This window comes from Pseudomonas sp. DD1 (assembly GCF_044510355.1).
Lineage (GTDB): Bacteria > Pseudomonadota > Gammaproteobacteria > Pseudomonadales > Pseudomonadaceae > Aquipseudomonas > Aquipseudomonas shahriarae.
The window spans coordinates 142182-154820 of record NZ_MSAJ01000007.1 but is presented as its reverse complement, the minus strand read 5'-3'; the positions used below and the strand labels follow the sequence as shown (position 1 = coordinate 154820).

Below are 12639 nucleotides of genomic sequence, written 5' to 3'. Positions count from 1 at the left end.
GAGCCAAACAACACTGCTCTACCAACTCCCTCTGGGCTTCGATGAACTGAAGCAACTCGCTGTCGAATTCTGCGTAACTCTTTGTTTACCAAGGAGTTTTCCGTTTCGACTGCGCCGGAAGTGGGGCGAATTATAGACTTCCAGAATCTGCCGTCAAGCGTTAATTACGCTTTTGTTGCAGAAGGTGCTTTTTTAGCAATAAGGCGGGGAATTCGGCGCATAACCGGTGGAATCCGCAGGACCAAAAGCAGCGCCCCTATAGAAGCATAGATAGCCCACTCCTTCAGGTCGGCACGCACGATCCACAGCATATGCAACAAACCAAGCCCCAGAATCACATACACCAGGCGATGCAACTTCTTCCAACGGGCACCTAATCGACGCTGGCTATAGCGATTAGATGTCACCGCCAACGCCAGCAAGCACAGGAACGCCAACGCTCCCACAATAATGTAGGGGCGTTTGCGCAGCTCGACGCCCAACTGCGACCAATCCAACCCAAGGATAAATACACAATAAGCCGCAAGGTGCAGCACCACATAAGCAAAGCACCACAACCCCAACTGCCGGCGCACAGCGATCCACCCCGCCCAACCGCTCAACTTTTGCAGAGGCGTCATCGCAAGCGTGACCAGCAGCAAGATCAGCGTTCCCAGCCCCAGCCGATCAACCAGCACTTTGCCGGGATCAGGCCCCAAGGTAAGACTCCAGGCCTCATACAACCAGTACAACGGCCACACTGCCGCAGCTATAAAGACGCCAAGGCGCCAGAGGGGGTAGCGCATCAGTAGTTCTTCCGCAGATCAAGACCCGTATAAAGAGAAGCGACCTCATCCGAGTAGCCATTGAACATCTGCGTCTCGCGCACATTCGGGCTGAACAAGCCGCTAGGCAGACGGCGCTCCCGCGCCTGAGTCCAGCGAGGATGATCGACCGTGGGGTTCACATTTGCATAAAACCCATACTCATCCGCCGCAATGCTCTGCCAGGTGGTTTTCGGCTGCTCACTCACCAGACTGATCCGCACGATGGACTTCACACTCTTGAAACCGTACTTCCACGGCACCACCAGCCGCAGCGGCGCGCCATTCTGGTTGGGCAGTTCACGGCCATACATGCCCACTGCAAGGATTGCCAAAGGGTTCATCGCTTCATCCAGACGCAACCCTTCTATATAAGGCCAGTCGATCAGGCCGAAACTCGAACGCTGGCCCGGCATGCTCTTGGGATCCTGCAGAGTTTCAAAGCGGATGTACTTGGCCTTGGAAGTGGGTTCGACCTGTTTAAGCAAGGCCGATATGGGGAAGCCGATCCAGGGAATGACCATCGACCACGCCTCGACACAGCGTAGACGATAGATTCGCTCCTCCAGCTGATACGGTTTCATGAAGTCCTCCAAGGCATAACGCCCAGGCTTGGCGACCTCACCATCAATCACGACGCTCCACGGCTCCGTCTTGAGGGAACCAGCATTCGCCGCAGGGTCGCCCTTGTCGGTACCGAACTCATAGAAGTTGTTGTAGTGGGTCGCATCTTTGAACGGGGTGATGGCTTCGTCTTTGACCGTCACCGCCTGCCATTGGGTGCCTGGCAGTTTCTCGGCAAACCAGCCGGGAGCCTTGCCCGGCTCGACATCGGCATAACGCGCGGTATCAGCTGCACTCGCCCAACGCGGCAGGCTGCTGGCAGCAATACCGGCAAGCGCACCACCGAGCAAACTGCGGCGGGAGAAATAGAGGGATTCCGGGGTGACATCCGATTCGTGACAATCGGACGCTTTAGGCAACTTGATTAACATGGCAACTCCGCAGCATTGGAGAACTGATGCACCAATAGACTGCGGAGTATGGGGGAAATTACATTAAGGCAATGTTTTGTCCCGGCGCAGATGCAACAGGTACTGAACCGGACCCGAAGCCGCATACACCAGGAACGCCAGCAACAGAATCCGCGGCGGATCGCTGAAGACCACTGCAAAAACCAGCACCACCACCAGAATCGCCACGAAAGGCACCCGCCCCTTCAGGTCGAACTCCTTGAAGCTGTTGTACTTGATATTGCTGACCATCAGCATGCCGGCCGCCGCAACCATCAAGGCCACCAGGAACGACATCTTCGACCCCTGGATACCGTAGTCACTGAACGCCCAGACAATACCCGCCACCACACCTGCCGCAGCAGGACTGGCAAGGCCAATGAAGTAACGCTTGTCTGCAGTCCCCACCTGGGTATTGAAACGCGCCAGGCGCAGTGCAGCACCAGCCACGTAGATGAAGGCAACCATCCAGCCAACCTTGCCCATATCACCCAGGGCCCAGGCAAACGCCAACAGCGCAGGTGCGACACCAAAGGCAACCATGTCCGACAGCGAGTCGTATTCGGCACCGAAGGCACTTTGCGTATTGGTCATGCGCGCTACGCGGCCATCCAGGCCGTCAAGGACCATGGCCACAAAGATCGCGATGGCAGCAAAACCGAAGTATTTGCTGGCACTCGCCGCATCACCTGCCGCCAGCGCACTCTGGGCACTCATGGAATTGATGATGGAGTAGAAACCGGCAAACAGGTTCGCCGTGGTGAACAGGTTGGGCAGAAGATAGATGCCACGATGCCGGACCTTGCGGCCTTCCGCGTCATGCCCTTCTTCGACATGCTCATCGATCGGTAGCAGGCTTTCGGCGTCAGAGGCCTGGTTTGGCTCTTCGGGACGTTCGCTCATGGACTTTACCTTGCAACGGTGTGAAAAAATTCGACAGACACTTGCGGCGAGTGTTCGCCCGCAAACGATGCAGCTTTATACCAGAACCGGCCCGCAAACGAAAAAACGCGGCCTAGGCCGCGTTTTCCCTTGATGCATCCGACTTAGTTTTTGGCTTTGTCGACGATCTTGTTGGCACCGATCCACGGCATCATGGAGCGCAGTTGCTCGCCGATGACTTCGATACCGTGAGCAGCGTTGTTACGACGCTTGGCGGTCATCGAAGGGTAGCCGGTTGCACCTTCGCTGATGAACATTTTGGCGTACTCGCCGTCCTGAATACGTTTCAGGGCGTTGCGCATGGCCTGACGGGATTCGGCGTTGATCACTTCCGGACCTGTCACGTACTCGCCGTACTCAGCGTTGTTGGAGATCGAGTAGTTCATGTTGGCGATACCGCCTTCGTACATGAGGTCAACGATCAGCTTCAGTTCGTGCAGGCACTCGAAGTAGGCCATTTCTGGCGCGTAGCCAGCTTCAACCAAGGTTTCGAAACCGGCTTTTACCAGCTCAACGGTACCGCCACACAGAACGGCTTGCTCGCCGAACAGGTCGGTTTCGGTCTCGTCCTTGAAGGTGGTTTCGATGATGCCGGTACGACCGCCACCGACGCCAGCAGCGTAGGACAGTGCAACGTTCTTGGCGTTGCCCGAAGCGTCCTGGTAGATCGCGATCAGGTCAGGGATACCACCGCCTTTGACGAACTCGGAACGCACGGTGTGGCCCGGTGCTTTCGGCGCGATCATGATCACGTCGAGGTCAGCACGCGGCACGACCTGGTTGTAGTGGATCGCGAAGCCGTGGGAGAAGGCCAGGGTGGCGCCTTTCTTGATGTTCGGCTCGATTTCGTTCTTGTACAGCGAGGACTGGAACTCGTCCGGGGTCAGGATCATGACCAGGTCGGCAGCCGCAACAGCAGAAGCCACGTCAGTGACTTTCAGGCCGTGGGCTTCAGCCTTGGCAACGGTAGCCGAGCCTTTACGCAGGCCGACAGTGACGTCGACGCCGGAGTCTTTCAGGTTGCACGCCTGGGCGTGGCCCTGGGAGCCGTAACCGATGATGGCGACTTTCTTGCCCTGGATGATCGACAGGTCACAATCTTTATCGTAATAAACTTTCATGAGGTTCCTCTATATATCCAGGCCGTAAGGCCATTCGCTAATTTGGGTTAGATGCTGAGTACTTTGTCGCCACGGGCAATCCCGGTGACGCCACTGCGTACGGTTTCCAGAATCGAGGCCGTCCCGATCGACTGGATGAAGCTGTCCAGCTTGTCGCTGGTACCGGTCAGTTGAACGGTATAAACGCTGGCGCTCACATCGACGATCTGCCCACGATAAATATCGGTAGTCCGCTTGATCTCGGCACGTTGGGCGCCCGTGGCCTTGACCTTAACCAGCATCAGCTCGCGCTCGATGTGGGCACTTTCCGACAAATCGACCAGCTTGACCACTTCGATCAGCTTGTTGAGGTTCTTGGTGATCTGCTCGATCACTTCATCATGGCCTACAGTGGTCAACGTCAGGCGCGACAGGGTCGGGTCTTCGGTCGGGGCCACCGTCAGGCTTTCGATGTTGTAGTTGCGCTGCGAAAACAGGCCGACCACACGAGACAGAGCGCCCGGTTCGTTCTCCAGAAGCAGGGAGATAATGTGCCGCATGATTAGGTCCGCTCCGTCTTGTTCAGCCACATGTCGCGCATAGAGCCGTCTTTGATCTGCATCGGGTAGACGTGCTCGCTGGTGTCGACCTGGATGTCGATAAACACCAGACGATCCTTCATGGCGAACGCCTCTTCCATCTTCGGCTTGAGATCCTTCAAATCGGTGATGCGCATGCCGACATGGCCATAGGCTTCAACCAACTTGACGAAATCTGGCAGCGATTCCATGTAGGAATGGGAGTGGCGACTGTTGTAGCTCATGTCCTGCCATTGGCGAACCATGCCCAACACACCGTTGTTCAGGCAGACGATCTTCACCGGCAAGCCATATTGCAGGCAGGTCGACAGCTCCTGGATGTTCATCTGGATGCTGCCTTCACCGGTGACGCAGGCCACGTCAGTGTCCGGGAAGCTCAGCTTCACACCCATGGCCGCCGGGAAACCGAAGCCCATCGTGCCCAGGCCACCGGAGTTGATCCAGCGGTTAGGCTTGTCGAACTTGTAGTACTGCGCGGCAAACATCTGGTGCTGGCCCACGTCCGAGGTCACAAAGGCGTCGCCCTTGGTCACTTCACACAGGGTTTCGATCACGGTCTGTGGCTTGATGATGCTGCCGTCGCCCTTGTCGTAAGGGAACAGGCCGCGATCACCGCGCCATTCGTCGATCTGCTTCCACCAGCTGGCGACCGACTCCTTGTTCGGAGTTTCGCCAATGTCCTTGAGCGCGGCGACCATTTCGGTCAATACGCTCTCCACAGGACCGACAATCGGCACGTCGGCCTTGATGGTCTTGGAGATGGACGCCGGGTCGATGTCGATGTGGATGATCTTGGCATTCGGGCAGAACTTGCTCGCGCCGTTGATCACCCGGTCATCGAACCGTGCACCCACGGCCAGGATCACATCGGCATGGTGCATGGTCAGGTTGGCCGTGTAGCTGCCGTGCATGCCGAGCATGCCGACGAACTGACGATCCGAACCCGGGAAGGCACCGAGGCCCATCAAGGTGTTGGTCACCGGCAGGTTGAGCATCTTGGCCAGTTCGGTCAAAGGTGCGGAACCACCGCCCAGGATCACGCCGCCACCCGAGTACAGCACTGGACGCTTGGCCGCCAGGAGCATTTCTGCCGCCTTGCGGATTTGCCCCGAGTGCCCACGAACGGCCGGGCTGTAGGAACGCAGCTTGGCTTTCTTCGGGAAAACGTATTCGAATTTTTCCGCCGGGTTGGTCATGTCTTTCGGGATATCGACCACCACAGGACCCGGGCGACCGGATTGCGCGAGGTAGAAGGCCTTTTTCATGATTTCCGGGATTTCCGAGGCGTGCTTGATCATGAAGCTGTGTTTCACGATCGGCCGGGAAATACCGATCATGTCGGTTTCCTGGAATGCATCAGTGCCCACCATGGTGCTCGCCACCTGGCCGGAAATGATCACCATCGGAATAGAGTCCATATACGCAGTCGCGATGCCAGTAATGGCATTGGTTGCGCCTGGGCCGGACGTTACCAGTACCACGCCGGCTTTGCCGGTGGCACGGGCATAACCGTCAGCCATATGGGTCGCGGCCTGCTCATGGCGAACCAGGATGTGGTTGACAGCCGGTTCCTTGAACAGTGCGTCGTAGACATGCAGCAGAGCACCACCTGGGTACCCGTAGATATAGTCGACGCCTTCGTCACGCAAAAAGCGGACGAGCATCTCACCGCCAGATAAAAGCTCCACGTTGTTCACCTCTAAAACGCCAGAATACCGTCCGTTAAAAACCGACGGGTCTTAATAGGTTTACTTCTCAACAGAGCATGAGCGACGGTGGTCGCCGACTACGTCAGCACTGACTGAGCAAGTATTGGGATCGTCCCAAGTGTTGCGGGCTTTTCCCACCCAGCGCGAGGTAACGCGTTGCGGGTGTAACAGGTCGGCGCGGATGTGCGCCTCATGATCTGCTGAGCGGGCCTGCTTCTGGCAGTCCCGATACAGCGGACTTTGGATTCTTCTGTTTCAGCCCCTTCAAGTCAAGCAATAATTGCGCTTTTTTCCAACTAAGCGCATGTGAACGTAGAAGAAAGGGCTTTGAGGAGGGATAAAACTCGCCTGAATGTCGTCAAGCGGTAGAAATGTGCGCAAGACTGCCGGAAAACCCGGCAGTCAGGCAATTAACGAGCGCCGACGATCAGTTGGTCGAACTTTTTCAGCGCCGACCGTAGGCCGAGGCTCTCTTGAGGACGATCGGCGTAGACCATCTCGGCCATCTCCAGAATGCCCGAGGCATTGGGCAACGGCAGGTCCTGCTCGAGGATCTGTTTCATGCGACCCAGGAAGATCCACTGCAACCACTGATGAAAATCCAGGGTATCAACCGAAAACGGCTCGACGCTGCTCAGCGCCTCGGCACTGGGGGACACTTCATCCCACCAGCCCGCCAGGCGCAATTCGCGCTCAATCAGCAATAACTGCTCGGCAATTGCCGGAAAACGAGGATCCATCAGAGACTAACCTTGGCCTTTTGCCGAGCCTGAGCAGCACCGGCAGCATCACCTTGCGCAGCGCGCGCGTCGCCAATCAGAGCCCACAGACTGGCCTGCAGGTCAGGACGACCGTTAGCCATGGTCAGGCCACGACGGGCGAACTGTTCGGCTTGTGGCGCATCCCCCTGGGCCATGCGCACTTGCGCCAGCCGGTAGAGCACCTGCGGTTCACGTGGCGCGACACGCTGGGCGCGCTCGAGGCTGGAGGATGCACCGTTCAAGTCGCCACCGGCCTGCTGTTGCTGCGCAGTGGTGAGCAAGGCCAGGACCGGACCGTCCAACTGCTCGTCGGCGGACAGGCCGCCGGCGTTGGCCGAAGGAATCCCGCTCGGTGTCGAGGGCATGTTGTAGGTGCCCTGGTTGATCGGCGCGGTATCAATCGGCGCGGAGTTCGACGGCCCAGGTGTGATCGGGCCCGGTGTCCATGGCGCCGAGCTGATCGGCGCAGACGTAGTAGCGCCGCCCCCCGGAACCATTACCACCACTCCGGAATCCTGGGGTACAGCCTGGGTTGTGGCAGGGTTTGGACGCGTGGTCACGGTCTGGCGGAAGCCGCCGTTGGCCGAGATCCGGTCATTGTTGGACACGGCCGTGCCGGAATCCACCACCGGGATGGACCCGCGCTGCACGCTGGAGCAACCACTGAGCAAAGCTAACGTTGTAATAGCCGGAATCAACCACTTGTTCACTTGAAATCCTCTTTGCTTAATTCATCCAGCCCTTGACCCAATCCATCACCGAATCGGCATCCGTGGGCACACCTGTGCCACATGGAGCGCCGGCTGGCGGTTCACTGCCGCGAATATACGGCATCTGCACCGCGCCCGGACAGTTGGCATCGGAGCCCTGCCCGGTATGGGGGTCGATCCAGGCCTGCACGATGTTGTCGGGTTGCGGCATGTTCAGTGGCAGCGGGTCGGCCTTGCGCATAAAACTGGTCCAGACCTGCAAGGCGCCGGTCGCCCCCGTGAAGGGTGTCTTGCCATTGTCATCGCGCCCCAGCCACACCACCGCGAGCAGGTCCTGGCTGAAACCGGCGAACCAACTGTCCCGGGAATCGTTACTGGTGCCGGTCTTGCCGGCCAGCGTCAGGTTGCCCGGCAGTGAGCTGTACACCGAGCGCCCGGTCCCTTCGCGCATGACCCGCTGCATGGCGTTCTGGATCAGGTAGATGGAGGCCGGATCAAAGCGCTGCTCGATCTGGAACGGGTAGCGCTTGAGCGGCTCGCCTTCCGCCGTGAGCACACTGCGAATCCCGCGCATCGGTGTATTGAAACCACCGTTGGCCAGGGTCTGGTACATGGTCGCCACTTCCATCGGGCTCAAGCCCCCCGCCCCCAGCAACATCGAAGGGAACGCCGGGAACTCGCGGCTCACGCCCAGGCGCGCCAGGGTCTTGAGGACGTTCGGCACCCCCAGCTCCAGGCCCAGCCGCGCCGTGGACAGGTTGTAGGAGTGTGCCAGGCCCTGGTACAGGAACACCGTACCGTGGGAGCGACGGTCATAGTTCTGCGGCTTCCACACCTGACCATCGGCGCCCTTGACCGAAAACGCTTCGTCGGACAACCAACTGGTCAGGGTGTACTTGCTCGGTTTTTCCAGCGCCGTGAGGTACACCGCCGGCTTGATCAGCGAGCCAATCGGCCGTACGGCATCCAGGGCACGGTTGAAGCCGGCAAAACTGGCCTGGCGGCTGCCGATCATGGCCTGGACTTCACCGGTTTCCGGATTGGTCACCACCATGGCCGCCTCAACCTCATCCGAACCCTTGCGCCCGGCCAGGCGCTTGAAGGTATCGCTGACCGACGCTTCGGCCTTCATCTGCAGGATCGGGTCGAAACTGGTGAAGATCCGCAGGCCTTCTTCGGTCAAGTCCTCGTCGCGATAGTCTTCGCGCAACTGGCGCTTGACCAGGTCGATAAAGCCGGGGAATGAACTGTCGGCCAACTTGCCACGGGTAGTGACACCCAGGGGCATCTTCTTCGCGGCGGCGACCTGTTCTGCGGTGGCCACGCCCTGCTGTTCCAGCACGTCGAGGACCAGGTTACGACGTTCCAGCGCCCGCTCCGGGTTGCGGCGCGGGTTGTAATAGGACGGCCCCTTGACCATGCCCACCAGCAACGCCACCTGATGCAGCTTGAGCTCGGACAATGGCTGGCCGAAGAAGAACTGACTGGCCAGGCCGAAACCATGCACGGCGCGCTGGCCATCCTGGCCGACGAACACTTCGTTGAGGTAGGCCTCCAGGATCTCCTGCTTGCTGTAATGCAGCTCCAGCAACATCGCCATCATGGCTTCAGTGAGTTTACGGGTCAGGCTGCGCTCACTGGTCAGGTAGAAATTCTTGACCAATTGTTGCGTCAGCGTACTGCCACCCTGGGTCATGCGGCCACCCGAGGTGTTGACCCAGATGGCGCGGGCGATGGACTTGGGCGATACGCCCCAGTGGCTGTAGAAATCCCGGTCTTCAACCGCGACCAGGGTTTCCAACAGATACGGCGGGACCTGATCAATCTTGATCAGGATGCGATCTTCAAGGTTCTTCGGGTAAATCCCGCCGATCAGCAATGGCTCAAGGCGCACCACCGGCAGCTTGCCGCCGTTGAGTGCGGAAAGCTCGGCCACGTAATCCCCGGAGAAACGCACACGCACCGGCTGGGCCTTTTCCAGGCCTTCATAGAACTGGAAGCCCCGGGTGTTCAAGTCCACGGTATTGCCGCTGACCGCCGCCGCCCCCGGACCGTTGGCCACGGCTTCGCGCCGGTAGCCCAGCGCATCGAGTTCGGTGAGAAAGTCTTCCTTGCTCAGCTTCTGGCCGGTAAACAGCTCCAGCGGGCGAGCGTACACCTTCGCCGGGATGGTCCAGCGCTTGCCAGAGAACTTCTCCTGGACCACGGCATCGAGGTACACCGCGACGCCTGCGAGTGCCACCAGGCCAACCAGGCCGAGCTTGATCGCCCAGCCCAGCCAGGGGCGCAGGCTGCGGGGAGGAGGTTTTTTACGGGAACGGGGAGATCGGGTACGAGTCATGGCGGCGGATTATACGCATTTTATTGATGATCAACATGAACCGGACGGCGGTTTGCATGACCGACTTGAGCGGCCATAATGCGCTCCATTATTTTCCCAGACTCCGAAGGATCGCCCGTGAGCCAGCCCCTGATTGCCGCCCTGCAAAACCCGGCCCTGTTTCCTCATCCGGTCGAAGCGTTTCAAGTCATCGAAACCCATATTTCCTGGGTTCTGCTCACTGGCCCCTACGCCTACAAGATCAAGAAACCGGTGAACTTCGGCTTCCTCGACTTTACCCAGTTGGACGCCCGCTCCCACTTCTGCAACGAGGAACTGCGCCTCAACCAGCGCCTGACACAAGATTTGTATCTTGAAGTGTTACCGATCACCGGCAGCGTTGAAGCCCCGCAACTGGGCGGCGAAGGTCCGGCCATCGAATATGTGCTGAAAATGCGCCAGTTCCCGCAAAGCCAACTGCTCAGCACCTTGCAGGCCAATGGCGAGCTGACCAGCAGCCACATCGACGAAATGGCCAGCCAGATTGCGCAGTTCCACTTGAACGCGCCCAAGGTTCCCGCGGCGCACCCGGCCGGCACGCCGGACGAGGTGATGGCACCTGTACAGCAGAACTTCGAGCAGATCCGCCCGTTCCTCAGCGACAAGGCCGACCTGGCCCAACTGCAAGCACTGCAAGCCTGGGCCCAGAGCAGCTTCGAACGCCTCAAGCCGCTGCTGGAGCAACGCAAGCTCAATGGCTTTATCCGCGAGTGCCACGGCGACATTCACCTGGGCAACGCAACGATGATCGACGATCACGTGGTGATCTTCGACTGCATCGAGTTCAACGAGCCGTTCCGCTTCACCGACGTGTGTGCCGACACTGGCTTCCTGGCCATGGACCTGGAAGACCGTGGCCTCAAGTCCCTGGCCCGACGTTTTATCAGCCAGTACCTGGAACTGACTGGCGATTACCAGAGCCTCGAACTGCTGAATTTCTATAAGGCCTACCGCGCCCTGGTGCGGGCCAAGGTTGCCCTGTTCAGCATGCCGTCCGAAGCAACGCCTGTAGAGCGTGCGACCACCCTGCGCCAATACCGTAACTACGCCAACCTGGCCGAAAGCTACAGCACCATCCCTTCACGCTTCCTGGCAATTACCCACGGTGTGTCGGCCACCGGCAAAAGCCATGTGGCAATGCGCCTGGTCGACGCGCTCGGAGCCATACGCCTGCGCTCCGATGTAGAACGCAAGCGCCTGTTTGGCGAGCAGCAAGTGGAGAACACCCCACAAGCCGGGATCTACGCCTCGGATGCCAGCGCAGCGACCTACGCCCGCCTGCATACCCTCGCCGAAACCGTGCTGCGCGCGGGCTTCCCGGTGGTCCTGGACGCCACCTACCTCAAGCGTGAACAACGCGACGCCGCCGCCAAAGTCGCAGAGGCCACTGGCGCGCCCTTCCTGATCCTCGATTGCAATGCACCACAGGCAGTGATCGCCAACTGGCTGGCGAAACGTCAGGCAGATAAAAACGATCCTTCTGACGCCACCCTGGAGGTCATTGAGCAGCAGCAAGCCAGCCGCGATCCTCTGAGCGCCGAGGAACTGCTGCTGAGCAAGCGGGTCGAGACCAATGAAAGCGGGACGCTGGACGCGTTGGTTGCCCATGTTCGTCAACACCTGCCAGGGCTGTAAGAAATATTTCCTGGCTGTGAAGCAGTTAACAGCTCACAGCCAGCAATAGTGGCACTATAATGGCATCATAAATCCAACAGGAGATGCCGCCATGGGCCAGCCGAAGTTGCTTGATACCCCGCTCTACGCGCTGCTGCATAAAGATGACATCCATGGCTTCAATCAGGAACGCCCCAAGGATGGCCCCATTGATATGCGTGGCGGGGACTTCCGCGGGCTCGACCTGCGCCACCTGGATGCCGAGGGCGTGGATTTTACCGACGCCTATTTCCGTTCGGCCGATTTGCGTGGCCTGGACCTGCGCGCTTGCGCGCTGGAAGGCGCCAGCCTGGCCCATGCGCAGATTTCGGGCACTTACTTCCCGCCTGAGCTGAGCGCTGACGAGATCCTGATGTCGGTCAATTTCGGCACTCGCCTGCGTTACCGCACCCGCTGACAACACGCCCTTATCCCCAGCTACGCGCAACGCGGGCTGGGGGCTTGCGCCACTCGCCGTCAATAATCCAGCGCCAGCCTTAGAAGCGTTTACATCGTTTCTGAGCAAAGAACTACGCTTTTCCTACTGAGCGCTACACTCCTTTCAGGCTTGCCTGGTCACGATACCCACCGAACCATTCGGCCGTCGCAAGGAGGCTTAATGAACGATGAGCTGCAACACCTGAAAAACCTTGGCAAGACCTCTGCGCAATGGCTGCATGCGGTGGGCATCCATAGCGCTTCAGACCTGCGTCGCCTGGGCGCCGTGGACGCCTATCGGGCGGTACGCAGTCGTGGCTTTCGGGCGTCCAAAGTCCTGCTGTATGCCATCGAAGGCGCATTGATGGATGTGCATTGGAACGATATTCCAACTGAGCGCAAGGAAGCCTTGAATCGCCAATTGGAAGTTTTGTCGGTACGCAACAAGAACTGAAACAGTCAGGAACCCAGGGTTTACGGGAATTTCAAACATGCGTTTGAGGAAAGGCCCCCTGGGCGTAAAAACAAATG

12 protein-coding genes are annotated in these 12639 nt (G+C 58.9%); 3 read left to right on the top strand and 9 right to left on the bottom strand.

What is annotated here, in order from left to right; all coding sequences use genetic code 11:
- Positions 1 to 164 precede the first annotated feature (164 nt).
- The 9 genes from msrQ to mrcB all read right to left on the bottom strand — a co-directional run bounded on the left by msrQ (position 165) and on the right by mrcB (position 9978).
- Positions 165 to 785, bottom strand: coding sequence for a protein-methionine-sulfoxide reductase heme-binding subunit MsrQ (gene msrQ / locus PSFL_RS06295; RefSeq protein WP_115127394.1), 621 nt, complete (start codon positions 783 to 785; stop codon positions 165 to 167).
- Complete coding sequence (gene msrP / locus PSFL_RS06290; RefSeq protein ID WP_057960636.1) at positions 785 to 1798, bottom strand: protein-methionine-sulfoxide reductase catalytic subunit MsrP; 1014 nt, start codon at positions 1796 to 1798, stop codon at positions 785 to 787. The genes msrQ and msrP overlap by 1 nt, the downstream gene beginning before the upstream one ends.
- Positions 1799 to 1861: 63 nt before the next feature.
- The gene (gene pssA, locus PSFL_RS06285; protein WP_029298897.1) at positions 1862 to 2719 is read right to left on the bottom strand and encodes a CDP-diacylglycerol--serine O-phosphatidyltransferase; all 858 of its coding nucleotides are present in this window, start codon (positions 2717 to 2719) and stop codon (positions 1862 to 1864) included.
- A gap of 143 nt (positions 2720 to 2862) precedes the next feature.
- On the bottom strand, positions 2863 to 3879 hold the full coding sequence (gene ilvC / locus PSFL_RS06280; protein WP_003194132.1) for a ketol-acid reductoisomerase: 1017 nt from the start codon (positions 3877 to 3879) through the stop codon (positions 2863 to 2865).
- 47 nt (positions 3880 to 3926) lie between these two features.
- The gene (ilvN, locus tag PSFL_RS06275; protein WP_003176102.1) at positions 3927 to 4418 is read right to left on the bottom strand and encodes an acetolactate synthase small subunit; all 492 of its coding nucleotides are present in this window, start codon (positions 4416 to 4418) and stop codon (positions 3927 to 3929) included.
- 2 nt (positions 4419 to 4420) lie between these two features.
- Complete coding sequence (locus tag PSFL_RS06270; RefSeq protein ID WP_057960672.1) at positions 4421 to 6145, bottom strand: acetolactate synthase 3 large subunit; 1725 nt, start codon at positions 6143 to 6145, stop codon at positions 4421 to 4423.
- A gap of 431 nt (positions 6146 to 6576) precedes the next feature.
- Complete coding sequence (locus PSFL_RS06265) at positions 6577 to 6906, bottom strand: YqcC family protein (protein WP_057440149.1); 330 nt, start codon at positions 6904 to 6906, stop codon at positions 6577 to 6579.
- The gene (locus tag PSFL_RS06260; protein WP_057440150.1) at positions 6906 to 7637 is read right to left on the bottom strand and encodes a tetratricopeptide repeat protein; all 732 of its coding nucleotides are present in this window, start codon (positions 7635 to 7637) and stop codon (positions 6906 to 6908) included. The genes PSFL_RS06265 and PSFL_RS06260 overlap by 1 nt, the downstream gene beginning before the upstream one ends.
- Before the next feature lie 16 nt (positions 7638 to 7653).
- The gene (gene mrcB, locus PSFL_RS06255; RefSeq protein WP_057444144.1) at positions 7654 to 9978 is read right to left on the bottom strand and encodes a penicillin-binding protein 1B; all 2325 of its coding nucleotides are present in this window, start codon (positions 9976 to 9978) and stop codon (positions 7654 to 7656) included.
- A gap of 117 nt (positions 9979 to 10095) precedes the next feature.
- Here mrcB and PSFL_RS06250 point away from each other — a divergent pair, with 117 nt between their 5' ends.
- The 3 genes from PSFL_RS06250 to PSFL_RS06240 all read left to right on the top strand — a co-directional run bounded on the left by PSFL_RS06250 (position 10096) and on the right by PSFL_RS06240 (position 12562).
- Positions 10096 to 11652, top strand: a complete 1557-nt coding sequence (locus tag PSFL_RS06250; protein WP_115127392.1) for a bifunctional aminoglycoside phosphotransferase/ATP-binding protein — start codon at positions 10096 to 10098, stop codon at positions 11650 to 11652.
- 91 nt (positions 11653 to 11743) lie between these two features.
- A complete protein-coding gene (locus PSFL_RS06245; protein WP_057960641.1) occupies positions 11744 to 12088 on the top strand; it encodes a pentapeptide repeat-containing protein in 345 nt (114 codons plus the stop codon).
- A gap of 201 nt (positions 12089 to 12289) precedes the next feature.
- Positions 12290 to 12562, top strand: coding sequence for a TfoX/Sxy family protein (locus tag PSFL_RS06240; protein WP_057440152.1), 273 nt, complete (start codon positions 12290 to 12292; stop codon positions 12560 to 12562).
- The last annotated feature ends 77 nt before the right edge of the window (positions 12563 to 12639 follow it).